A 23,564-nucleotide genomic window follows, 5' to 3' on the forward strand; every position below is an offset into this window, starting at 1 on the left:
ATACTCACTCCTTCACTTTGATTCCAGCAGCGCGGATGGATTCATCGATATCGTCACGGTCGTACACAGCAATAGCATCACTGACAAACCATACAGGCAACTCAATTTCAATAGCTGCTCGCGATGCCTGCCATAAAGTCCACCACTCATTTAAGGAGTGACGAATATCCATGCTTGAAAATGCAAAGTACCTATCACCATTTCTTGCCTCGGTTATCATCTCGAATGGTAATCTCAATTTTTTGGCAACGTATTCCTCAAACTGCTTTCTTGATTCGTCCATCGATACTTACCCTCAGTTCAACTCACAAAACGCCACGCCATTTTTGCTACAGCGACAGGCATAACACCGATAATCACCCAGACAAATGCAGCGCCAAACAACGTATACCATGGGTCTTTACCGTCATTCACAAGACGAATGTAGCTATGCAGAACAATAAAAAACGTCAGAAGAATCCATCCAACGCCAACGCATTTGAGTGCGACGAGCATAAACTCAGCCACGATTTACTCTCCCCCAAATAAAAAGGCCTGCGATTACCAGCAGGCCTTTTATTAGCTCAGTGATGTAGATGGTCATACGTCAGCCCCTTGTGCATATCGTCTGCCACGTGCAGCGGGTGCATTTGATGCTGTGCAAATCTGCCTGGCTTCATCCTGGTCGCATGCAACAAAGTGTCCGTTGCAGAACCGCTGGTAAACCGTACCAAGTGAGCCAAAACGGTTTTTCGTCACGATGATTTCAGCAAATGGCGCGGCGCTACTGTTCTCGTCATATACCGCTTCCCGATAGAGCATGATGATTGAGTCTGCGTCCTGCTCAATGCTTCCTGAATCACGCAAATCTGCGTTTGTCGGGCGTTTGTTTGGTCGCTTCTCAACATCGCGCGAAAGCTGACTCAGGGAGATAACAGGCGTTTTCAAGTCTTTCGCCATCGCCTTCAGGCTTCCTGAGATGTGAGCAATTGCGAGGTCGTTGCGGTCTGCTTTCGGCTTCTCAATCAGGCCAAGATAATCCGCCATGATGAGTGAGAGGTTTGGATTTTCCTGTTTGTGCCGTTCTGCGATTGAGCGTATTTCTTCGACCGATAACCGCGAGGCATCGACTACCCATACATCCAAATCTGCAAGCTGACTCATGCCGTTAGCAACACGTGCCCAGCCCTCGTCATCCATTGATGCAGGATTTCGCAGTACGCTAACCGACATCCTCCCGGCGTTGGCAATGCTTCGCTCTGCAATCTGCAATGCGCTCATTTCCATTGAGAAAATCAATACTCCGCGCCGGACGTCAGAACCAGGAATAACGCGGCTTGCAACGCCTTCGGCAATCTTCAGCGCCAGTTCGGTTTTCCCCATACCAGGACGAGCAGCGATTATCACCAGGTCTTCCGCGTTCATCCCTCCGGTGATGGCATCAAGTTCTTCGATTCCGGTCTTCAGGGTATCTGACTCTTCTCCGTTCCTCAGACGCCTGTCAAGCGTGTCAGTGTAGTCAGTAATGATTTCCCCTAACCGTACAGGTTTAACCTCGTCACGGGGCTTTCTGATGGCTGAAAGACGCTTTACAAGTTCATCCATCGCCTGACTCGATGCGTCGATGGTTCCGCTCTGAATTGGTTCACGCATTTCATCCATGATTTCCAGCACCAGACGGCGGTGATAGTTATCCGCGACCATTCCGGCATATCCCTTCAGGTTTGCGGCACTCGGGCAGTTTTTGCTGGTCATCAGGATTGACGTGAAATGCTCCTCTCCGCACGCCTCGGCAACCATCAGCGCATCGATTAGGTTTCTGTTTCTCGCCTGCTTGCGGATAACCTCGAAGGCTTTCCGGTAGAGCGGAATTGAAAACGCTTCCGGCTCCAGCGTTGCCAGAACGTCGCTGGCGGTTGGTGTTAATCCACCAATCAGCAGGCCACCGATAACGCTCGCTTCGATATCCTGTCTCATGCAATCCCCCTGTCTGCAAACTTCCCTTCCCGTACTCCAGTTAACGAATCTTCCCTCAGCAGGTAATCAAAATCAGCTGTCCAGCCCGTGTCGTTGTCTCCGAAGTAAAACGGCTTGGCCTGATGCACAAACGCCCTGACATACGCTCTGAAACCGTCCACGTTTGGCGTTTTCAGTTGCGGGATGATTTTCTTCAGGCGGCGTTTGCGTTTCTCGTTGACCGCAACAGCGTGTGGCAGTCTGTCACCGACTTCGGTGTTGTAGGCGTTCAGGAAGGATTCGTAGTCGATTCGTTCTGCCTTGCGACGTTCAGGTTTAACCTGCCCATCGCCACCCCCGTTAGGGGGTAAGGGGGTATTTGTATTTATTGTCTTTTGTATATTGTCTTTTGTGTTTAGCTGACTTGGCTTATACCCATTAGCCGACTTGGCTAATGTTTTATTAGCTGTTTTAGCTAATGTTAAGCTGTCCTGGCTAATCCACTGAGAAACCACCTTGTTCACTCCGATTTTCACGCCATCAGCAATGAGGAATTTACGCTCGATAAGCTGGCGCTTGGCAGCGCAAACATGAGTGTGATGAATACCTGTCATGGCTGCTATCTGCGTGTTTGTGAGTCGATCCATCGGCTTATTGAATCCGTATGTCTTGCGCATGATAGCGAGCATCACCTTCAACTGCCGGACGGTTAAATCAGCCATCAGCAGACTGTCGGTAATCTCGTTAGCAACGCGCATGAAACCATCTTCGGTATCTGCCACGCGATGCTCCACGACCTCAAGTTGAGGCCTGTAATCAGCTAACTTAACGACGCCCATGTTTCACTCCTGCTTTGGCTAGTCTGTAAACACCAACAAGGCGCTCTGCGAACGCCCTGTTATTTGCTGCGGCTACCACTAATCCCTCAGGTGAATCAGGGTGTCGAATCTCTTCTTTTTCCTGGTATTTCTTACGACGTTTTGTCATAATTACTCCTGTGGATTGATCCAGTCTTTCTACATCAGGCCTCGAAGAATTCGCCGTTCTTCGGGGCTTTTTCTTTTGTCAGCATTCTGGCTACTTTCTTAGCCAGTTCCGCCAACTCCTCGTCTTCAACACCCCATTCAAGAACAGCAAGAAGCATTCCCATTTTGGGGATGAAGCTGTCTTTCCATCGCGAAATTTGCGATTCATTAATCCCTAACGCGTCGGCAACCTTTCGCTGACCACGTACAGCAATTCGATTCAGGATGTTGCTTGTAATTGCATTCGCTTTCTTGCGAGTACTTGTAAGTTGCATATGTAAGTATTTCCTTAACTAATAAGAAGTTATGCGCATCAACTTATGCGCGTTGTATTCCCGCATTTCGGCGGGAATGAGGACCATGACTGTTAAAGAGCGGTGTTACTATTTGTTTTTCTTGTTGCTTGGGAAAGGACGAACTTCCTCTCCAATCACACTGCCATCAGGCTTTACCGTAACCATGATGTTACGGCCTGCCAGAATGGCCTTGCTGATAGCGCACTGGATTACACCAAAGTCACTGGCTGCTTTAGCCTGTCCATGGATTTTGGCGTAATCGGCAAGTGTCATTCGAATCATATGCACTCTCCGTTATTAACCATGAACAAAGAATACTACAGGTATTCAAAACAATCAATACTCAGGGTATTTTTAATTTAAGTACCTTAGCTATTAGAATTAAGCTATGGAAAATAAAAAATCACTGACGACAGAACAGCTCGAAGACGCTAAGCGGCTTAAGGCTTTGTATGAGTCAAAAAAGAAAGAATTGGGAATAACCCAATACTCAATCGCTGATGAACTGGGTATCACCCAAGGAGCGGTAGGGCATTATCTTAATGGCAGAAACGCGCTAAACGTTGAGGTCGCATCTGGTTTTGCACGTTTGTTGCAAGTCTCAATTGCTGATTTTAGCCAGTCAATTGCTGCCAAGGTTGCAGAACAGGCAGAAAGCCTTAAGAGCGATGCCAACGTAAGGTATGCAGGGGAATACAGAGCAGGAAAGAGGTATCCGGTGTTAAGCAGTATCCAGGCTGGCTCGTGGTGTGAAGCATGCGAACCATACACCATTAAAGACATAGATGTTTGGCTTGAGTCTGACGCGCATATTCAAGGTAATGCGTTCTGGCTTAAAGTGGAAGGTGATTCAATGACGGCACCGGTTGGGTTAAGCATCCCAGAGGGAACATTCGTTCTTTTCGATACCGGAAGGGAGGCGATCAACGGCAGCTTGGTCATAGCAAAACTTTCTGACTCTAACGAAGCAACATTCAAGAAGCTGATAATCGACGGCGGAAATAAATACCTCAAGGGACTTAATCCTGCATGGCCTCTCGTGCCAATCAATGGAAACTGCAAGATTATAGGCGTTGCAATTGAGACAAAACTAAGGCTGGTTTGATCACGCAAGGGGAGCTTATGGTTGGAACCGCTATAGCAAGCTTTTTTGGGATGTTGGCAATCTCGACAATTTACGGCTTAGCGCATGCTTTTATTGCGAAATCTCTATCAGAAAAAATAAGCCAGGCTTGGGCGCATAGATCAGCTCGTTTCATGATTCTGGTGATCATAGCAATACAAGGGATATCTGCATTTATCCTCTATGGATCAAGCTTATACCTATTGTATCAAGGCGCGACATTTACGCCTTACACCAGTGATTACGGAACTCTATACGATGGTAGTGAAGACATCACTGTGGCTTGGATCGTCTTTGGTTTATCTATGGCCGTGTCTGTTGTAGCAGACATCATTAAGGTAATTCTCGTCTTAACCTTCGCTGACTAACCTATAATCCCGGCAGCAATAGCTATCGGGATCCACTTCACATATCCCGCATAAAAAGCACTGAACAAGCAGACACCGAAAAAATAAATATCCTTTGTATTCATTTGCTTATCATTATTTCACCAAAAATAAATACCTTGGGTATTTACACAATAAAATACCTACAGTATTCTTTAGCCATCAGCAGGACGCTGGAAGCCAAACGGAACAGATTGGCAGGCTCTTTAACATTGATGGGATTGTCCCGCCGAAATGCGGGAACCAAAGAGTAGTTGGCTTTGGGGTGACGTGAAGTGCAGCTGCACGACGGCAACCGGAAGATAAGCACCCGGCGCGTCACCGCCAAAGTCAATCATCGGAGGTCAACATGACAGTAGTCATTACATATCTGGCTGACGATAACGCCAGAAATCGCCGCAGAGCACGCAGACAGGCTCAACGTGAGCAGGCAATGCAGGACGCTTCTCTTTCGCGCCGGGTAGCAAATAGCACATGCAGTACACGCGTAACAAAAGCCATTTCGCTTGCCGGAACGCTTCAGAAGGAAGTTGAAGGTGGTACTGTCTGCCTGCCAGAAGTTGCGCTTTTCGCAGCTGGTCATCGTACAAGTAAGCAGGTTACAGCGAGGTAAGTGATGAATCAGACATACATACCATCATGCTTGAGAAATCTGCCAAAGCAGAAAGCAAAGCCCCGAAAGCAAGCCATAAAGGACGCTAAGGCAGAGGTTATTGATCAAGCAATACAATTGCTCAGGGATGAGTTAAGAAGTGGCAAGCTCGAAGGAATGATGATGCCCTATCAGCGCGGATATCTATCGGCGATTAGTAAGTTGGAAGTATTGAAGAGTGAATTATGAACTATCTGGAATTTCCGGATGGTTCATTGTTTTGGCAGCAAACCACTTATTTGAGGTGAGATATGGAAGAAGAATTTGAAGAGTTCGAAGAGCATCCTCAGGATGTGATGGAACAATACCAGGACTATCCGTATGACTACGACTATTGATAAGAATCAATGGAGTGGACAATACGAACGACGGCAATGATTGCCAGAGAACTTGGTAAACAGAACAACAAAGCTGCCTGATAGTGGCCTTTATTTTTGGCATAAATAACAGAATAAACACTGCACTGTGTATTCATTCCAACGAGTGAATACACGGAGCAATGTCGCTCGTAACTAAACAGGAGCCGACTTGTTCTGATTATTGGAAATCTTCTTTGCCCTCCAATGTGAGGGCAATTTTTTTGACGGAGGATATATGAAATTACGTGTCTGGCATATCCCGCAAGTACCTATGAAGCCGTTCATTGTAGAAGTGGCAAGTGTTGAAGAGGGTGTTCGCCTGATGGACGCACTGGCTGATTATGACGCCTTTCAGTATGACAACAACATCAAGCCTGATTACTGCAATGCTAACGGCCTTGAGATGTGGGATGAGAGCCTTACCGATGAAGATTTATCAGAGATGGGGCTTACTGATCGCTGGGTGGATTGGTACAGCGAATGCCAATGTTACGACGACCCACGTAAATATCTCGAAAGCCTGAAAGAAGAAACATCAGCCGCCTAAGCGCGGCTTTACCGCATACCAATAACGCTTCACTCGAGGCGTTTTCGTTATGCAATCAAATATAAGGAGTTACCCATGATGCACTTTCAGCTCGCGGGTAGCGGCGTCATGTCCGCTTTCTACCCGCACGAATCTGAATTATCACGCCGAGTTAAACAATTAATCAGAGCAGTAAAGAAACAACTGGAGGCGTTATGCGCAATGAAATAGCCATCAATCACCAGATGCTTCGTGCAGCACAGAACAAAGCAGTAATAGCCAGATTTATTGGTGATTCAAAAATGTGGATTGAAGCAAATAAAGCGATGAAATCAGCTATCAACCTTCCGTGGTATCGCAGGAAATGAGTTTTACAGATAACTGGTCAGACGAAGAATTCATTCGTCAGATGAAAGAATTAATCGGTAACGAAGGAGATATTCATGTCACTTGCAACCACAGTGAAGGAGAGCAAGTTACAGAGACGCATGTACACGCAGCAGGCGTTAATGTATCGCCAGAAGGGAGATCGTGAAGGTGTTCGCGTATTTTTAAATGCGGCAAAGACCGAAGTATTAAATCAGCGTTATTTACTTGGGCCGTGTCCATTCTGAGGTGAATTATGGATTTGAATAAATTCGATGAGCCATTCAGCCCTGAAGATATCGAATGGCGAATACAGCAAAGCGGTAAAACACGCGATGGCAAAGTGTGGGCTATGGTGCTGGCTTATGTCACGAACCGGGCAATCATGAAACGCCTGGACGATGTTTGCGGCAAAGCAGGATGGCGTAATGAATACCGCGATATTCCCAACAACGGCGGCGTTGAATGCGGCATATCAATAAAGATTGATTCCGAATGGGTAACCAAATGGGATGCAGCTGAAAACACGCAGGTAGAAGCCGTCAAAGGTGGTCGTTCCGGTGCAATGAAGCGCGCTGCCGTTCAGTGGGGAATCGGTCGGTATCTGTATAACCTTGAGGAAGGTTTCGCACAAACATCTCTCGATAAAAAGCAGGGGTGGCACAGGGCAAAACTGAAGGATGGAACAGGATTTTACTGGCTCCCTCCATCGCTGCCGGGATGGGCAATGCCAGCATCTGGCAATCAACCATCACCAGAAAATACCAACCAGAAATCTCCATCGGTTGACTGCGAACAAATCCTGAAAGACTTCAGCGATTATGCAGCGACAGAAACTGACAAGAAAAAACTCATCGAGCGTTATCAGCGTGACTGGCAATTAATGTCTGGCAACGAGGAGGCGCAGGCTAAATGCGTTCAGGTAATGAACATCAGAGTTAACGAACTAAAACAGGCGGCATAAATGGCAAGCAGAGGCGTAAATAAGGTGATTATCCTTGGTCGGGTAGGACAAGACCCGGAAGTTCGATACTCACCATCAGGAACAGCGTTCGCTAACCTGACAATAGCCACGTCAGAACAATGGCGAGATAAAAATACTGGCGAGCAAAAGGAATTGACTGAATGGCATCGTGTTGCTGTATCCGGGAAACTGGCTGAGGTCGTGGGGCAGTATGTGAAAAAAGGTGATCAGATTTATTTCGAGGGAATGCTGAGAACCAGAAAGTGGAAAGACCAGTCAGGGCAAGACCGTTACACAACCGAGGTTCATGTCGGAATTAATGGCGTGATGCAAATGCTTGGCGGCATTGGCGACAGCAAACAACAAGCAGCCAGCAGGCAATCACAGAAGCCACAGCAGCAATCATCACCAGCACAACACAACGAACCTCCGATGGATTTTGACGACGATATCCCCTTTGCACCAGTAACTCTCCCCTTCCCTCGTCACGCTATTCACGCAATTTAAGGACTTACATGAATCACTTGATGGTTGACCTTGAAACAATGGGCAACGGGCCATACGCGCCAGTTATTTCTATTGGGGCGGTATTCTTTGACCCGAATACCGGAGAAACAGGAGAAGAGTTCTCGGTAAATATCTCGCTTGAGTCATCAATGCGATATCGGGCGCGTCCTGACGCTTCAACGATTTTATGGTGGATGGAACAGAGTGAAGAAGCCAGAAAATCGCTAACCAGCAACACTCAAGAGCTTTCAACGGCTCTTTCATGGTTATCTGAATTCATCATAAAGAACGCCAACCACAAACTCGTTCAGGTTTGGGGGAATGGAGCATCATTTGACTGCGTTATTCTCCGCAACAGTTATTCGCTGACAGGGCAGCCAGTTCCGTGGCAGTGGTGGAATGACCGCGACGTAAGAACAATCGTCGAACTTGGGAAGGTAATAGGATTCGACCCTAAGCGAGATATGCCATTCAAAGGAACTCGCCACAACGCGCTTGATGATGCCATTCACCAAGCCAAATACGTTTCAGCGATCTGGAAAAAGTTAGCTAAATAATCAACAGGAGAAAACCATGCCAGCGCCTCTGTATGGTGCGGACGACGCGCGCCGCTGTTCCGGCAATTCCGTATCGGAGGTGCTGGATAAATTCAGAAAAAACTACGACCTGATAATGTCGCTACCGCAGGAAACGAAAGAGGAAAAGGAATTTCGCCACTGTATATGGCTTGCAGAGAAAGAAGAACGAGAGCGAATTTACCAGACATCAATCCGACCATTCCGCAAAGCCACATATACCCACTTCCCTGAATATATCGACCCGCGCCTGCGTAATTACCGCTCACGCTATGGCGCTATCAGTAATGACTGAGGAATTTACCATGAGAGGACTTGCATACAATCCCGGCATTCTTCCGGCAGAAATGATTATTCGCCAACGCGTAAAACCAATGCCATCGAGAGAGGAATTGCTTAAGAGAAATTCTTTTCCATCAGTGAATCAAAACAAATATCTGAATGCGATGTGGCGGAGTGGGAAGAAATGAAACTAATGTCACTAATTGAGATGGATGGATTTCTGAAAGGTAAATGCATACCACGAGATTTAAAGGTTAACGAAACAAACGCTGAATATCTGGTGCGTAAATTTGCTGAAGCGGAGGCCAAGATTTCGGCTCTGTCCGAAGACCAGCAGAGAGCGATTGAGTCAATTAAGCAGGCTGATGCAGTTGTTAAGTTGGCACACGAGAAGTTTTCGGCGCTTGCGGCGGAGAATGAGCTGGCTCGTAAGGCAGTTCAGGCATTCTGCGATGTTGTTGGCGACAACACCGAGGTTATCGCTGAGGTGGTTGGGCGAGATGGCGTTCTGGTTATTTTGGAGGCCATGAAGGCAACAGGAAATATGCCAGCCACCGATGCTTTTCTGGCTGAAGTACGGGCGCAGGGCGTGGAGATGCTGGCAAAAAATCATCAGAGTATCGTCAATGCACTTAAGGGAGATTCTTTATTTTCTGATGGTGAATGCCGACATGCAGCTATTGTTTCCGCAGCTGTATATTTCGCCGCAGAGCTTCGCAAAGGAGGCAACCAGTGAGCGAAATTAACTATCAGGCACTGCGTGAAAAGGCAGAGAAAGCAACGTGTGGTGTGTGGTCGCTCGAATATGGAGAGGAGAGATTTGATGCTGGTGATGCGCTAATTCATCGTGAAGTTGTTGGATATATTCCCATTTGCAGAATTGAAGGAGCGCATCCTGAAAGCGGTTTCGATGAAGATTTCCAAATGGAACAGCAGGCCAATGCTGAATTCATCGCAGCAGCCAGTCCAGCTACCGTGCTGGCACTACTGGATGAACGGGAAAGAAACCAGCAATACATCAAACGCCGCGACCAGGAGAACGAGGATATTGCGCTTACGGTTGGGAGGCTGCGCGTTGAGCTGGAAGCAGCAAAAAAGCGCATAGCAGAACTGAAAGCCGAACCTGTAAGCCAAACTTACAAGTTGAACCAGCTATCGGGCAACTCTCCGGTAACTCCGGATGGTTGGATAAGCTGTAGTGAGCGGACGCCGAACGACGCGCAGTGGTGCGTAGTGAACACAAAATACGGGTATTACGTGCAATGCTGGTCTGAAGGTCAAGGGTGGCTTGGTGATGATATCAGCATCCCTGAATGCGATGTAATCAATTGGATGCCGCTACCGGAACCTCCGCAGGAGGTTAACCGTGGCTAACCTGCAACTAGCCGTTAAAGGTGAATACTTCGATGCCATAATTCGTGGAGAGAAAACGGAAGAGTATCGCCTGTGTAATGACTACTGGAATAAGCGAATTATGTTCCGCGAGTATGACCGACTGATTATCACAAAGGGATATCCGAAGCGCGACGATTCCAGCCGAAGAATTGATGTTCCGTATGACGGATATGAAGTGAAGACAATCACACATCCACACTTTGGCGATAAACCGGTAAAGGTGTTCGCGATAAAGGTGAATATCGGCAATGAATAACAATCCTCGAACTCGCGGGGATTTCTTTTATCTGAACTCGCTACGGCGAGTTTTGTTTTATGGAGATGATAAATGCACTTCCGAGTCACAGGTGAATGGAATGGAGAGCCATTCAACAGAGTTATCGAAGCGGAGAACATCAACGACTGCTATGACCACTGGATGATATGGGCGCAGATAGCACATGCAGACATAACCAATATTCGAATTGAAGAACTGAAAGAACACCAAGCCGCCTGATGGCGGTTTTTTCTTGCGTGTAATTGCGGAGACTTTGCGATGTACTTGACACTTCAGGAGTGGAACGCACGCCAGCGACGCCCAAGAAGCCTTGAAACAGTTCGTCGATGGGTGCGCGAATGCAGGATATTCCCTCCTCCGGTTAAGGATGGAAGAGAGTATCTGTTCCACGAGTCAGCGGTAAAGGTTGACTTAAATCGACCAGTAACAGGTAGCCTTTTGAAGAGGATCAGAAATGGGAAGAAGGCGAAGTCATGAGCGCCGGGATTTACCCCCTAACCTTTATATAAGAAACAATGGATATTACTGCTACAGGGACCCAAGGACGGGTAAAGAGTTCGGATTAGGCCGAGACAGACGCATAGCAATCACTGAAGCTATACAGGCCAATATTGAGTTGCTATCCGGGAACAGGCGTGAGTCACTGATAGACAGAATTAAAGGCGCTGACGCAATCACTCTTCATGCGTGGCTTGACCGATATGAAACAATCCTCAGCGAGAGGGGTATCAGGCCGAAAACTCTACTCGACTACGCCAGCAAAATCAGGGCAATCCGAAGAAAATTGCCGGACAAACCGCTCGCTGACATATCAACGAAAGAGGTGGCAGCAATGCTAAACACCTACGTAGCAGAAGGTAAAGCGGCTTCCGCAAAATTAATCAGGTCAACCCTTGTTGACGTTTTTCGTGAGGCAATAGCCGAGGGGCATGTAGCAACGAATCCGGTAACAGCAACCCGCACAGCAAAGTCAGAAGTAAGGCGCTCAAGGCTGACAGCTAATGAGTATGTCGAGATTTACCATGCAGCCGAACCTCTCCCAATCTGGCTAAGACTGGCGATGGATTTGGCTGTCGTTACAGGGCAGAGAGTCGGCGATTTGTGCAGAATGAAATGGTCAGACATAAACGACAACTATCTTCACATTGAACAGGGTAAAACAGGGGCTAAGCTCGCCATTCCGCTGACGCTAAGGATTGACGCGCTCAATATCTCATTGGCTGATACACTACAGAAATGCAGGAAGGCCAGCGGCAGTGAAACAATAATTGCATCAACGCATCACGAACCACTTTCCCCGAAAACAGTATCGAAGTATTTTACAAAGGCGAGAAATGCATCTGGGCTCTCATTTGATGGAGACCCGCCAACATTCCATGAACTGCGTAGCCTGTCGGCGAGGCTATACCGGAACCAGATTGGCGATAAGTTTGCTCAACGTCTTCTCGGGCATAAATCAGATTCAATGGCAGCGCGGTATAGGGACAGCCGTGGACGGGAATGGGACAAAATTGAAATCGACAAATGATTTTATTTTGACTAATAATGACCTGTTCATGTTAATTTATTGATAGTTAAAGAAATTTTAAATATGCAACTTACCTTCTTTAAGGCCCCTTCTTCGGGAGGGGCTTTCCCGTTTCAGCATCCCGCTGAAATCGTCGGCTTACCTCCTTATCGCCATGCACGTAGTCTATCGCTAACCTGCAGATAAAATAGTTTCACATGTTATTACTGGATGCGCGCTCGCAAAGTGCACAACCATTCAGACGATTCGCGAAACTGTTTCATAATTCCTCCATTTTTCTCCCTGATTAGCTGGCTACACTAGTATCATTCCGCGAAACGTTTCAGGAAGAGAAACTCTTAACGATGAAAGGCAGTTATAAATCCCGTTGGGTAATCGTAATCGTGGTGGTTATCGCCGCCATCGCCGCATTCTGGTTCTGGCAAGGCCGCAATGAATCCCAGAGCGCAGCGCCAGGTGCGACGAAGCAAGCGCAGCAGCCGCCAGCCGGTGGCCGTCGTGGTATGCGCTCCGGACCGCTGGCTCCCGTGCAGGCAGCAACTGCCGTTGAACAGGCAGTTCCGCGTTATCTCACCGGGCTTGGCACCATTACCGCTGCAAACACCGTCACAGTGCGCAGTCGCGTTGACGGCCAGTTGATGGCGTTGCATTTTCAGGAAGGTCAGCAGGTAAAAGCGGGGGATTTACTGGCTGAGATTGATCCCAGCCAGTTCAAAGTTGCACTGGCCCAGGCACAAGGACAACTGGCAAAAGATAAAGCCACACTTGCCAATGCCCGCCGTGATTTGGCGCGTTATCAACAACTGGCAAAAACCAACCTCGTTTCCCGTCAGGAACTGGATGCCCAACAGGCACTGGTCAGTGAAACCGAAGGCACCATTAAGGCGGATGAAGCCAGCGTTGCCAGCGCACAACTGCAACTCGACTGGAGTCGCATCACCGCACCAGTCGATGGTCGGGTTGGCCTGAAACAGGTTGATGTCGGTAACCAAATCTCCAGCGGCGATACCACTGGCATTGTGGTGATCACCCAGACACATCCTATCGATCTGGTATTTACTCTACCGGAAAGCGATATCGCCACCGTTGTGCAGGCACAAAAATCCGGAAAACCGCTGGTTGTTGAAGCCTGGGATCGCACCAACTCGAAGAAATTAAGTGAAGGTACGCTGTTAAGTCTCGATAACCAAATCGACGCCACCACTGGCACCATCAAAGTAAAAGCACGCTTTAATAATCAGGATGATGCGCTGTTCCCCAACCAGTTTGTTAACGCCCGCATGTTAGTGGACACTGAACAAAACGCCGTGGTGATCCCAACCGCTGCACTGCAAATGGGTAACGAAGGTCACTTTGTCTGGGTGCTGAATAGCGAAAACAAAGTCAGCAAGCATCTGGTGACACCGGGCATTCAGGACAGCCAGAAAGTGGTGATCCGCGCAGGTATTTCCGCAGGCGATCGGGTAGTGACGGACGGCATTGACCGCCTGACCGAAGGGGCGAAAGTGGAAGTGGTTGAAGCGCAAGGCACAAGCACACCAGAAGAGAAAGCCACCAGCCGCGAATATGCGAAAAAAGGAGCGCGCTCCTGATGCAGGTGTTACCTCCGAGCAGCACAGGCGGCCCGTCGCGCCTGTTTATTATGCGTCCTGTCGCCACCACGCTGCTGATGGTAGCGATCTTACTCGCCGGGATTATTGGCTACCGCACCCTGCCCGTTTCGGCGTTGCCGGAAGTGGATTATCCGACGATTCAGGTGGTTACGCTTTACCCCGGTGCCAGCCCGGATGTGATGACCTCTGCCGTTACCGCGCCACTTGAACGCCAGTTCGGGCAAATGTCCGGACTGAAACAGATGTCGTCGCAAAGTTCCGGCGGCGCGTCGGTCATCACTTTACAGTTCCAGCTAACATTACCGCTGGACGTTGCCGAGCAGGAGGTGCAGGCCGCAATTAACGCCGCCACTAACCTGTTACCAGGCGATCTGCCTAACCCACCGGTTTACAGCAAAGTGAATCCGGCAGATCCGCCGATCATGACGCTTGCCGTTACCTCAACCGCCATGCCGATGACGCAGGTGGAAGATATGGTAGAAACCCGCGTGGCGCAGAAAATCTCGCAGATTTCCGGCGTCGGGCTGGTAACGCTTTCCGGCGGTCAGCGTCCGGCCGTTCGCGTCAAACTTAACGCTCAGGCGATTGCCGCCCTCGGCCTGACCAGCGAAACTGTACGCACAGCTATTACCGGCGCGAACGTTAACTCAGCTAAAGGTAGCCTCGACGGCCCCTCCCGCGCAGTCACGCTTTCCGCAAACGATCAAATGCAGTCTGCGGAAGAGTACCGTCAGTTAATTATCGCGTACCAGAACGGCGCGCCGATTCGTCTTGGCGATGTCGCTACCGTAGAACAAGGGGCGGAAAACACCTGGCTTGGTGCGTGGGCGAATAAAGAACAAGCCATCGTCATGAATGTTCAGCGCCAGCCTGGCGCTAACATTATCTCCACCGCTGACAGCATTCGTCAGATGCTGCCGCAGCTCACTGAGAGTCTGCCGAAATCGGTAAAAGTGACGGTGCTTTCTGACCGCACCACCAATATCCGCGCATCGGTCGACGATACCCAGTTTGAGCTGATGATGGCTATCGCGCTGGTGGTGATGATTATCTACCTGTTTCTACGAAATATTCCGGCAACCATCATTCCTGGCGTCGCGGTGCCGCTGTCGTTAATCGGCACCTTCGCGGTCATGGTATTTCTCGATTTCTCGATCAATAACCTGACCCTGATGGCGTTAACCATCGCCACCGGGTTTGTGGTCGATGATGCCATCGTGGTGATCGAAAACATTTCGCGCTATATCGAAAAAGGTGAAAAGCCGCTGGCAGCGGCGCTCAAGGGTGCAGGCGAAATCGGCTTTACCATTATCTCGCTGACCTTCTCGCTGATTGCAGTGCTGATCCCATTGCTGTTTATGGGCGATATCGTCGGGCGACTGTTCCGCGAATTTGCCATTACTCTGGCAGTAGCGATTTTGATCTCAGCCGTCGTGTCGCTGACCCTGACGCCGATGATGTGCGCGCGGATGCTTAGCCAGGAGTCGCTGCGTAAACAGAACCGCTTCTCCCGCGCCTCGGAAAAAATGTTCGAGCGGATAATCGCCGCCTATGGTCGCGGACTTACGAAAGTGCTGAATCATCCGTGGCTGACCTTAAGCGTGGCGCTCAGTACGCTGCTGCTTAGCGTGCTGCTGTGGGTATTTATTCCAAAAGGCTTCTTCCCGGTGCAGGATAACGGCATTATTCAGGGCACCTTGCAGGCACCGCAATCCAGCTCCTTTGCCAATATGGCCCAGCGGCAACGCCAGGTCGCGGAGGTGATTTTGCAGGACCCGGCAGTGCAAAGCCTGACCTCATTTGTGGGCGTTGATGGCACTAACCCGTCGCTGAACAGTGCGCGTTTGCAGATCAATCTGAAACCGCTGGATGAGCGTGATGATCGGGTACAAAAAGTTATCGCCCGTTTGCAAACGGCGGTAGATAAAGTGCCGGGCGTCGATCTCTTCCTGCAGCCAACGCAGGATCTGACCATCGATACTCAGGTCAGCCGCACGCAGTACCAGTTTACATTGCAGGCCACGTCTCTGGATGCGCTCAGTACCTGGGTGCCGCAGCTAATGGAAAAACTCCAGCAACTGCCGCAGCTTTCTGATGTCTCCAGCGACTGGCAGGACAAAGGACTGGTGGCGTATGTTAACGTTGATCGCGACAGCGCCAGCCGTCTGGGGATCAGCATGGCGGATGTTGATAACGCCCTGTACAACGCCTTTGGTCAGCGGCTAATTTCGACGATTTATACTCAGGCCAACCAGTATCGCGTGGTGCTGGAGCACAACACTGAAAACACACCAGGACTGGCGGCGCTGGATACCATTCGCCTGACCAGCAGCGACGGCGGCGTAGTGCCACTCAGCTCGATAGCTAAAATTGAGCAGCGTTTTGCGCCGCTCTCCATCAACCATCTGGATCAGTTCCCGGTAACGACCATCTCCTTTAACGTGCCGGATAACTATTCACTGGGCGATGCGGTGCAGGCGATTATGGATACCGAGAAGACGCTAAATCTGCCAGTGGATATCACCACGCAATTCCAGGGTAGTACCCTCGCCTTCCAGTCGGCATTGGGTAGCACTGTCTGGCTGATTGTCGCGGCAGTGGTGGCGATGTATATCGTGCTCGGTATTCTGTACGAAAGCTTTATTCACCCGATCACTATTCTCTCGACGTTGCCAACGGCAGGTGTCGGCGCATTGCTGGCGTTGCTGATTGCCGGTAGTGAGCTGGATGTGATCGCCATTATCGGCATTATTTTGCTGATCGGTATTGTGAAGAAAAACGCCATCATGATGATCGACTTCGCGCTGGCCGCTGAGCGCGAGCAAGGCATGTCGCCGCGAGATGCCATCTACCAGGCCTGCCTGCTGCGTTTTCGTCCGATCCTGATGACCACGCTGGCAGCGCTGCTCGGTGCATTGCCGCTGATGTTGAGTACCGGAGTCGGCGCGGAACTGCGTCGTCCGTTAGGTATCGGCATGGTCGGCGGTCTGGTTGTCAGTCAGGTGCTGACGCTGTTCACCACGCCGGTGATTTATCTGCTGTTCGACCGCCTGGCATTGTGGACCAAAAGCCGCTTTGCCCGCCATGAAGAGGAGGCGTAAGTGAAGTTTTTTGCCCTCTTCATTTACCGCCCGGTGGCGACGATTTTACTGTCGGTTGCCATTACCCTTTGCGGCATACTGGGCTTCCGTATGCTGCCGGTCGCCCCGCTGCCGCAGGTCGATTTTCCGGTAATTATGGTCAGCGCCTCGCTGCCCGGTGCGTCGCCAGAAACGATGGCGTCTTCCGTTGCCACACCGCTGGAACGCTCGCTTGGGCGCATTGCCGGGGTCAGTGAAATGACCTCCAGCAGTTCGCTCGGCAGCACGCGTATCATTTTGCAGTTTGATTTTGACCGGGATATCAACGGCGCGGCGCGCGATGTACAGGCGGCGATCAACGCCGCCCAAAGTCTGCTGCCCAGTGGGATGCCAAGCCGTCCGACTTATCGCAAAGCGAACCCGTCGGATGCACCAATTATGATCCTGACGCTGACGTCCGATACTTATTCGCAGGGGGAACTGTACGATTTTGCCTCGACGCAACTGGCTCCGACAATTGCACAAATCGACGGCGTCGGCGATGTCGATGTCGGCGGCAGCTCGCTGCCTGCGGTGCGCGTCGGGCTGAATCCACAGGCGCTGTTTAATCAGGGCGTGTCGCTGGACGATGTGCGCACCGCCATCAGCAATGCCAACGTGCGTAAACCGCAGGGGGCGCTGGAAGATGACACTCACCGCTGGCAGATCCAGACCAACGATGAGCTGAAAACTGCCGCCGAATACCAGCCGTTGATTATTCATTACAACAACGGCGGCGCGGTTCGTCTGGGTGATGTGGCAACGGTAACCGACTCAGTACAGGATGTGCGCAACGCCGGGATGACCAACGCCAAACCGGCTATTTTGTTGATGATCCGCAAACTGCCGGAAGCCAATATCATCCAGACGGTAGACAGCATCCGGGCGAAATTACCGGAGTTACAGGAGACAATCCCGGCGGCGATTGATCTGCAAATAGCTCAGGATCGCTCCCCCACCATTCGCGCCTCGCTGGAAGAAGTCGAGCAGACGCTGATTATTTCGGTGGCGCTGGTGATTTTAGTGGTCTTTTTGTTCCTGCGTTCAGGTCGGGCGACGATCATTCCTGCGGTTGCAGTGCCGGTTTCGCTGATTGGCACCTTTGCAGCGATGTATCTTTGCGGTTTCAGTCTCAATAACCTGTCGCTGATGGCACTCACCATCGCTACTGGCTTTGTAGTCGATGACGCCATCGTGGTGCTGGAAAACATTGCCCGTCATCTGGAAGCGGGAATGAAACCGCTACAGGCCGCACTGCAAGGCACCCGCGAAGTCGGTTTTACAGTTCTGTCGATGAGCCTGTCACTGGTAGCTGTGTTCCTGCCGCTGTTGTTGATGGGCGGCTTGCCGGGGCGCTTGTTACGCGAGTTTGCCGTGACGCTTTCGGTGGCGATAGGTATTTCACTGCTGGTTTCCCTGACGCTGACGCCGATGATGTGCGGCTGGATGCTGAAAGCCAGCAAGCCGCGTGAGCAAACACGGTTACGCGGTTTTGGCCGGATGCTGGTTGCACTGCAACAAGGCTACGGCAAGTCGCTGAAATGGGTTCTCAATCACACCCGTCTGGTAGGCGTAGTGCTGCTTGGCACCATTGCGCTGAATATCTGGCTGTATATCTCGATCCCGAAAACTTTCTTCCCGGAGCAGGACACCGGCGTACTGATGGGCGGGATACAGGCCGATCAGAGCATTTCGTTTCAGGCGATGCGCGGTAAGTTGCAGGACTTCATGAAAATTATCCGTGATGACCCGGCGGTGGATAATGTCACTGGCTTTACCGGTGGCTCGCGAGTTAACAGCGGAATGATGTTTATCACGCTGAAACCGCGCGATGAACGCAGCGAAACCGCCCAGCAAATTATCGACCGTCTGCGCGTGAAGCTGGCGAAAGAGCCAGGGGCGAATCTGTTCCTGATGGCGGTACAGGATATTCGCGTTGGCGGACGTCAGTCGAACGCCAGCTACCAGTACACGTTATTGTCTGACGATCTGGCAGCACTGCGCGAATGGGAGCCGAAAATCCGCAAAAAACTGGCGACGTTGCCGGAACTGGCGGACGTTAACTCTGACCAGCAAGACAACGGCGCGGAGATGAACCTGGTTTACGACCGCGACACGATGGCGCGATTGGGAATCGACGTGCAGGCCGCTAACAGCCTGCTGAATAACGCCTTCGGTCAGCGGCAAATCTCGACCATTTACCAGCCAATGAACCAGTATAAAGTGGTGATGGAAGTTGATCCGCGCTATACCCAGGACATCAGCGCGCTGGAAAAAATGTTCGTCATTAATAACGAAGGCAAAGCGATCCCGCTGTCATATTTCGCTAAATGGCAACCGGCGAATGCGCCGCTGTCAGTGAATCATCAGGGACTGTCCGCAGCCTCAACCATCTCGTTCAACCTGCCGACCGGGAAATCACTCTCGGACGCCAGTGCGGCAATCGACCGCGCAATGACGCAGCTTGGCGTACCTTCCACGGTGCGCGGCAGTTTTGCCGGAACGGCGCAAGTGTTCCAGGAGACGATGAATTCGCAGGTGATCCTGATTATCGCGGCCATCGCCACGGTGTATATCGTGCTGGGGATGTTGTACGAGAGTTACGTGCATCCGCTGACCATTCTCTCCACCCTGCCCTCGGCGGGCGTTGGAGCGCTACTGGCGCTGGAGCTGTTTAATGCTCCGTTCAGCCTGGTCGCCCTGATAGGGATTATGCTATTAATCGGCATCGTGAAGAAAAACGCCATCATGATGGTCGATTTTGCGCTTGAAGCCCAACGCCACGCTAATCTGACGCCGCAGGAGGCCATTTTCCAGGCCTGCCTGCTGCGTTTTCGCCCGATAATGATGACGACCCTGGCGGCGCTGTTTGGCGCGCTGCCGCTGGTATTGTCGGGCGGCGATGGCTCGGAACTGCGGCAACCATTGGGGATCACCATTGTCGGCGGCCTGGTGATGAGTCAGCTCCTGACGCTGTATACCACGCCGGTGGTGTATCTCTTTTTCGACCGTCTGCGACTGCGTTTTTCGCGAAAATCTAAAGAAACGGTAACCGAGTAAATGACAGATCTTCCCGACAGCACCCGCTGGCAATTGTGGATTGTGGCTTTCGGCTTCTTTATGCAGTCGCTGGACACCACCATCGTTAACACTGCCCTTCCCTCAATGGCGCAAAGCCTGGGGGAAAGCCCGCTGCATATGCACATGGTCATTGTCTCTTATGTGCTGACCGTGGCGGTGATGCTGCCTGCCAGCGGCTGGCTGGCGGACAAAGTCGGCGTGCGCAATATTTTCTTTACCGCTATTGTCCTGTTTACCCTTGGTTCACTGTTTTGCGCGCTTTCCGGCACCCTTAATGAACTGTTGCTGGCGCGCGCATTGCAGGGCGTGGGCGGTGCGATGATGGTGCCGGTTGGCAGGTTGACGGTGATGAAAATTGTTCCGCGCGAGCAATATATGGCGGCGATGACCTTTGTGACGCTGCCTGGCCAGGTTGGCCCACTGCTTGGCCCGGCGCTGGGCGGCCTGCTGGTGGAGTACGCGTCATGGCACTGGATCTTTTTGATCAACATTCCGGTTGGAATTATCGGCGCGATCGCCACACTAATGTTAATGCCGAACTACACCATGCAGACGCGGCGCTTTGATCTCTCCGGCTTTCTGTTGCTGGCGGTTGGCATGGCGGTATTAACGCTGGCGCTGGATGGCAGTAAAGGTACGGGCTTATCGCCGCTGGCGATTGCTGGCCTGGTTGCTGTTGGCGTGGTGGCGCTTATGCTTTATCTCATACATGCCAGAAATAACGCCCGCGCCCTGTTCAGCCTGAAACTGTTCCGCACCCGTACCTTTTCGTTGGGCCTGGCGGGGAGCTTCGCCGGACGTATCGGCAGCGGTATGTTGCCCTTTATGACGCCGGTTTTCTTGCAGATTGGTCTCGGCTTCTCACCCTTTCATGCCGGATTGATGATGATCCCAATGGTGCTCGGCAGCATGGGGATGAAGCGGATAGTCGTGCAGGTAGTGAACCGCTTTGGTTATCGTCGGGTACTGGTGGCAACTACGCTGGGTCTGTCGCTGGTCACACTGCTGTTTATGGCCACCGCGCTGCTTGGCTGGTACTACGTTTTACCATTCGTTCTGTTTTTACAAGGGATGGTCAACTCAACGCGTTTTTCCTCCATGAACACGCTGACACTGAAAGATCTGCCGGACAAACTGGCAAGCAGTGGCAACAGCCTGCTGTCGATGATTATGCAATTGTCGATGAGTATCGGCGTGACCATCGCCGGGCTGTTGCTTGGGCTTTTTGGTTCGCAGCATGTCAGCGTCGACAGCGGTGCCACACAAACCGTCTTTATGTACACCTGGCTAAGCATGGCGTTTCTTATCGCCCTTCCGGCGTTCATCTTTGCCAGAGTTCCGAACGATACACATCAAAATGTGGCTATTTCGCGGCGCAAAAGGAGCACTGAATGAAGTTCTGGCGGCCCGGCATTACCGGCAAACTGTTTCTGGCGATCTTCGCCACCTGCATCGTCTTGCTGATCACGATGCACTGGGCGGTGCGTATCAGTTTTGAGCGCGGCTTTATCGATTACATTAAGCATGGCAATGAGCAACGGCTGCAAATGCTTGGCGACGCACTTGGCGAGCAGTACGCCCAGCATGGCAACTGGCGCTTCCTGCGTAACAACGATCGTTTTGTGTTTCAGATCCTGCGTTCACTTGAACATGATAGCAACGACGATAAGCCCGGCCCCGGTATGCCGCCGCACGGCTGGCGCACCCAGTTCTGGGTGGTCGATCAAAATAACAAAGTGCTGGTTGGCCCTCGCTCACCTATTCCACCGGACGGCACACGGCGGCCTATTCTGGTCAATGGTCTGGAAGTCGGCGCGGTGATCGCCTCCCCTGTCGAGCGGCTGACCCGCAATACCGATATCAATTTTGATAAGCAACAACGGCAAACCAGTTGGCTGATTGTGGCTTTATCTACTTTACTGGCAGCGCTGGCGACGTTCCCACTGGCACGCGGCTTGCTGGCACCGGTAAAACGGTTAGTTGACGGCACGCACAAACTGGCAGCAGGTGATTTCACCACTCGCGTGACGCCCACCAGCGAAGACGAACTGGGCAAACTGGCACAGGACTTCAACCAGCTCGCCAGTACGCTGGAGAAAAACCAGCAGATGCGCCGCGATTTTATGGCCGACATTTCTCACGAACTGCGCACGCCTTTAGCGGTACTGCGCGGCGAACTGGAAGCCATCCAGGATGGTGTACGTAAATTCACGCCAGAGACAGTGGCTTCTTTACAGGCGGAGGTCGGAACGTTGACTAAACTGGTCGACGATCTCCATCAGTTGTCGATGTCTGATGAAGGCGCTCTCGCCTACCAGAAAGCAACGGTGGATCTCGTTCCACTACTTGAAGTCGCGGGCGGCGCATTTCGCGAACGTTTCGCCAGTCGTGGGTTGACTCTGCAATTCTCCTTGCCGGACAGCATTACCGTATTTGGCGATCGCGATCGTTTAATGCAGTTGTTTAATAACTTACTGGAAAACAGCCTGCGCTACACCGACAGTGGCGGTGGCCTGCATATTTCCGCCGAACAGCACGACAAAATGGTGCATCTGACCTTTGCCGACAGCGCACCGGGAGTCAGCGACGATCAGTTACAAAAATTGTTTGAGCGTTTTTATCGCACGGAAGGTTCCCGCAACCGTGCCAGCGGCGGCTCCGGGCTGGGGTTGGCAATTTGCCTGAACATTGTTGAAGCACATAATGGTCGCATTGTTGCCGCCCATTCGCCTTTTGGCGGGGTTAGCATTACAGTAGAGTTACCGCTGGAACGGGATTTACAGAGAGAAGTATGACCGAGTTACCTATCGACGAAAACACGCCGCGTATTTTGATCGTGGAAGATGAACCCAAACTGGGGCAGTTGCTCATTGATTATCTGCGTGCCGCAAGCTATGCGCCGACGTTGATTAGCCACGGCGATCAGGTACTGCCGTATGTGCGCCAGACGCCACCGGATCTGATCCTGTTAGATCTGATGCTACCAGGCACCGATGGTCTGACACTGTGTCGGGAGATTCGTCGTTTTTCTGATATTCCCATTGTTATGGTGACAGCGAAAATCGAAGAGATCGACCGCCTGCTGGGGCTGGAAATCGGTGCTGATGATTACATCTGTAAACCGTATAGCCCGCGGGAAGTGGTAGCGCGCGTCAAAACTATATTGCGTCGTTGCAAACCGCAGCGTGAGTTGCAACAGCAAGATGCAGAAAGCCCGTTAATTATCGACGAAGGTCGTTTTCAGGCTTCGTGGCGCGGCAAAATGCTTGATCTGACCCCTGCGGAATTTCGCCTGCTGAAAACACTCTCCCATGAACCGGGAAAAGTGTTCTCCCGCGAGCAGTTACTCAATCATCTTTATGACGACTACCGTGTAGTGACCGACCGTACCATCGATAGCCACATTAAAAACCTGCGCCGCAAGCTGGAAGCACTGGACGAAGAGCAGTCATTTATCCGCGCCGTTTACGGTGTCGGTTATCGCTGGGAAGCCGACGCCTGCCGCATTGTTTAACGTATCTTTGCCCTCGCGAGGGCTGAATTCCTTGTTTATTA

32 protein-coding genes are annotated in these 23,564 nt (G+C 51.1%); 25 read left to right on the forward strand and 7 right to left on the reverse strand.

Annotated features, from left to right (window positions below; genetic code table 11):
- Window positions 1-4: 4 nt before the first annotated feature.
- The 7 genes from A31E_RS12175 to A31E_RS12150 all read right to left on the reverse strand — a co-directional run bounded on the left by A31E_RS12175 (window position 5) and on the right by A31E_RS12150 (window position 3,538).
- The gene (locus tag A31E_RS12175) at window positions 5-283 is read right to left on the reverse strand and encodes a phiTE_015 family protein (protein WP_016248929.1); all 279 of its coding nucleotides are present in this window, start codon (window positions 281-283) and stop codon (window positions 5-7) included.
- 17 nt (window positions 284-300) lie between these two features.
- Window positions 301-507: a hypothetical protein gene (locus A31E_RS12170; protein WP_000807329.1), complete on the reverse strand. Its 207-nt coding sequence runs from the start codon at window positions 505-507 to the stop codon at window positions 301-303.
- Between the two features lie 72 nt (window positions 508-579).
- Window positions 580-1,956 carry a replicative DNA helicase gene (locus tag A31E_RS12165; RefSeq protein ID WP_001248388.1) on the reverse strand — a complete coding sequence of 459 codons (1,377 nt, stop codon included), beginning with the start codon at window positions 1,954-1,956 and terminating at the stop codon, window positions 580-582.
- Entirely contained in the window at window positions 1,953-2,774 is an 822-nt protein-coding gene (locus A31E_RS12160) for a replication protein (RefSeq protein ID WP_001608293.1), read from the reverse strand. Before A31E_RS12160 ends, A31E_RS12165 begins: the two co-directional genes overlap by 4 nt.
- Entirely contained in the window at window positions 2,761-2,922 is a 162-nt protein-coding gene (locus A31E_RS26085; RefSeq protein WP_000166961.1) for a hypothetical protein, read from the reverse strand. The genes A31E_RS12160 and A31E_RS26085 overlap by 14 nt, the downstream gene beginning before the upstream one ends.
- A 34-nt stretch (window positions 2,923-2,956) precedes the next feature.
- A complete protein-coding gene (locus A31E_RS12155; RefSeq protein ID WP_001177653.1) occupies window positions 2,957-3,235 on the reverse strand; it encodes a CII family transcriptional regulator in 279 nt (92 codons plus the stop codon).
- A gap of 108 nt (window positions 3,236-3,343) precedes the next feature.
- Window positions 3,344-3,538, reverse strand: coding sequence for a Cro/CI family transcriptional regulator (locus A31E_RS12150; protein ID WP_000620665.1), 195 nt, complete (start codon window positions 3,536-3,538; stop codon window positions 3,344-3,346).
- Window positions 3,539-3,644: 106 nt separating this feature from the next.
- Here A31E_RS12150 and A31E_RS12145 point away from each other — a divergent pair, with 106 nt between their 5' ends.
- From A31E_RS12145 to baeR, 25 genes are all read left to right on the forward strand, one after another.
- Window positions 3,645-4,361, forward strand: a complete 717-nt coding sequence (locus tag A31E_RS12145; protein WP_000428318.1) for a LexA family protein — start codon at window positions 3,645-3,647, stop codon at window positions 4,359-4,361.
- A gap of 17 nt (window positions 4,362-4,378) precedes the next feature.
- Window positions 4,379-4,747, forward strand: a complete 369-nt coding sequence (locus A31E_RS12140) for a hypothetical protein (RefSeq protein ID WP_000233126.1) — start codon at window positions 4,379-4,381, stop codon at window positions 4,745-4,747.
- Window positions 4,748-5,114: 367 nt separating this feature from the next.
- The gene (locus A31E_RS24290) at window positions 5,115-5,378 is read left to right on the forward strand and encodes a transcriptional antitermination N peptide (protein WP_016063037.1); all 264 of its coding nucleotides are present in this window, start codon (window positions 5,115-5,117) and stop codon (window positions 5,376-5,378) included.
- Window positions 5,379-5,791: 413 nt separating this feature from the next.
- Window positions 5,792-5,836: a hypothetical protein gene (locus tag A31E_RS26455; RefSeq protein ID WP_135494149.1), complete on the forward strand. Its 45-nt coding sequence runs from the start codon at window positions 5,792-5,794 to the stop codon at window positions 5,834-5,836.
- A gap of 175 nt (window positions 5,837-6,011) precedes the next feature.
- A complete protein-coding gene (locus A31E_RS12125) occupies window positions 6,012-6,323 on the forward strand; it encodes a superinfection exclusion protein (RefSeq protein ID WP_000776961.1) in 312 nt (103 codons plus the stop codon).
- Window positions 6,324-6,398: 75 nt separating this feature from the next.
- Window positions 6,399-6,533 carry a regulatory protein CIII gene (locus A31E_RS25785; protein WP_016248931.1) on the forward strand — a complete coding sequence of 45 codons (135 nt, stop codon included), beginning with the start codon at window positions 6,399-6,401 and terminating at the stop codon, window positions 6,531-6,533.
- On the forward strand, window positions 6,518-6,670 hold the full coding sequence (kil, locus tag A31E_RS12115; RefSeq protein ID WP_016248932.1) for a host cell division inhibitory peptide Kil: 153 nt from the start codon (window positions 6,518-6,520) through the stop codon (window positions 6,668-6,670). The genes A31E_RS25785 and kil overlap by 16 nt, the downstream gene beginning before the upstream one ends.
- 75 nt (window positions 6,671-6,745) lie before the next feature.
- Entirely contained in the window at window positions 6,746-6,916 is a 171-nt protein-coding gene (locus tag A31E_RS26090; protein WP_016248933.1) for a hypothetical protein, read from the forward strand.
- 8 nt (window positions 6,917-6,924) lie between these two features.
- Window positions 6,925-7,632 carry a Rad52/Rad22 family DNA repair protein gene (locus A31E_RS12110; RefSeq protein WP_016248934.1) on the forward strand — a complete coding sequence of 236 codons (708 nt, stop codon included), beginning with the start codon at window positions 6,925-6,927 and terminating at the stop codon, window positions 7,630-7,632.
- Window positions 7,633-8,139, forward strand: a complete 507-nt coding sequence (ssb, locus tag A31E_RS12105) for a single-stranded DNA-binding protein (protein ID WP_000168274.1) — start codon at window positions 7,633-7,635, stop codon at window positions 8,137-8,139.
- A gap of 8 nt (window positions 8,140-8,147) precedes the next feature.
- Window positions 8,148-8,696, forward strand: coding sequence for a 3'-5' exonuclease (locus tag A31E_RS12100; RefSeq protein ID WP_016248935.1), 549 nt, complete (start codon window positions 8,148-8,150; stop codon window positions 8,694-8,696).
- Between the two features lie 16 nt (window positions 8,697-8,712).
- The gene (locus tag A31E_RS12095; RefSeq protein ID WP_001111275.1) at window positions 8,713-9,009 is read left to right on the forward strand and encodes a phage anti-RecBCD protein; all 297 of its coding nucleotides are present in this window, start codon (window positions 8,713-8,715) and stop codon (window positions 9,007-9,009) included.
- A gap of 10 nt (window positions 9,010-9,019) precedes the next feature.
- Complete coding sequence (locus A31E_RS0122745) at window positions 9,020-9,184, forward strand: DUF2737 family protein (protein WP_001214456.1); 165 nt, start codon at window positions 9,020-9,022, stop codon at window positions 9,182-9,184.
- Window positions 9,181-9,732: a hypothetical protein gene (locus tag A31E_RS12090; protein ID WP_016248936.1), complete on the forward strand. Its 552-nt coding sequence runs from the start codon at window positions 9,181-9,183 to the stop codon at window positions 9,730-9,732. The genes A31E_RS0122745 and A31E_RS12090 overlap by 4 nt, the downstream gene beginning before the upstream one ends.
- Complete coding sequence (locus tag A31E_RS12085) at window positions 9,729-10,370, forward strand: ead/Ea22-like family protein (RefSeq protein WP_016248937.1); 642 nt, start codon at window positions 9,729-9,731, stop codon at window positions 10,368-10,370. Before A31E_RS12090 ends, A31E_RS12085 begins: the two co-directional genes overlap by 4 nt.
- Window positions 10,363-10,647, forward strand: a complete 285-nt coding sequence (locus A31E_RS12080; protein ID WP_016248938.1) for an ASCH domain-containing protein — start codon at window positions 10,363-10,365, stop codon at window positions 10,645-10,647. Before A31E_RS12085 ends, A31E_RS12080 begins: the two co-directional genes overlap by 8 nt.
- A 72-nt stretch (window positions 10,648-10,719) precedes the next feature.
- The gene (locus A31E_RS12075) at window positions 10,720-10,887 is read left to right on the forward strand and encodes a hypothetical protein (protein WP_000545728.1); all 168 of its coding nucleotides are present in this window, start codon (window positions 10,720-10,722) and stop codon (window positions 10,885-10,887) included.
- A 39-nt stretch (window positions 10,888-10,926) separates the two neighbouring features.
- Entirely contained in the window at window positions 10,927-11,145 is a 219-nt protein-coding gene (locus tag A31E_RS0122750) for an excisionase (protein WP_001303849.1), read from the forward strand.
- Window positions 11,123-12,196, forward strand: a complete 1,074-nt coding sequence (locus A31E_RS12070; protein WP_016248939.1) for a tyrosine-type recombinase/integrase — start codon at window positions 11,123-11,125, stop codon at window positions 12,194-12,196. The genes A31E_RS0122750 and A31E_RS12070 overlap by 23 nt, the downstream gene beginning before the upstream one ends.
- Window positions 12,197-12,540: 344 nt before the next feature.
- A complete protein-coding gene (gene mdtA / locus A31E_RS12065; protein ID WP_000679018.1) occupies window positions 12,541-13,788 on the forward strand; it encodes a multidrug efflux RND transporter subunit MdtA in 1,248 nt (415 codons plus the stop codon).
- The gene (gene mdtB / locus A31E_RS12060; RefSeq protein ID WP_001516645.1) at window positions 13,788-16,910 is read left to right on the forward strand and encodes a multidrug efflux RND transporter permease subunit MdtB; all 3,123 of its coding nucleotides are present in this window, start codon (window positions 13,788-13,790) and stop codon (window positions 16,908-16,910) included. Before mdtA ends, mdtB begins: the two co-directional genes overlap by 1 nt.
- On the forward strand, window positions 16,911-19,988 hold the full coding sequence (gene mdtC / locus A31E_RS12055) for a multidrug efflux RND transporter permease subunit MdtC (protein ID WP_000667491.1): 3,078 nt from the start codon (window positions 16,911-16,913) through the stop codon (window positions 19,986-19,988). It abuts the gene before it with no gap.
- Complete coding sequence (locus A31E_RS12050) at window positions 19,989-21,404, forward strand: MFS transporter (protein WP_000130868.1); 1,416 nt, start codon at window positions 19,989-19,991, stop codon at window positions 21,402-21,404. It abuts the gene before it with no gap.
- The gene (gene baeS, locus A31E_RS12045) at window positions 21,401-22,804 is read left to right on the forward strand and encodes an envelope stress sensor histidine kinase BaeS (RefSeq protein WP_000675181.1); all 1,404 of its coding nucleotides are present in this window, start codon (window positions 21,401-21,403) and stop codon (window positions 22,802-22,804) included. The genes A31E_RS12050 and baeS overlap by 4 nt, the downstream gene beginning before the upstream one ends.
- Window positions 22,801-23,523 (forward strand): envelope stress response regulator BaeR, encoded by a 723-nt coding sequence (gene baeR / locus A31E_RS12040; RefSeq protein WP_000137876.1) that lies wholly within the window; start codon window positions 22,801-22,803, stop codon window positions 23,521-23,523. Before baeS ends, baeR begins: the two co-directional genes overlap by 4 nt.
- Window positions 23,524-23,564 lie beyond the last annotated feature (41 nt).

It is taken from the genome of Escherichia sp. KTE159, assembly GCF_000408805.1.
Classification (GTDB): domain Bacteria; phylum Pseudomonadota; class Gammaproteobacteria; order Enterobacterales; family Enterobacteriaceae; genus Escherichia; species Escherichia marmotae.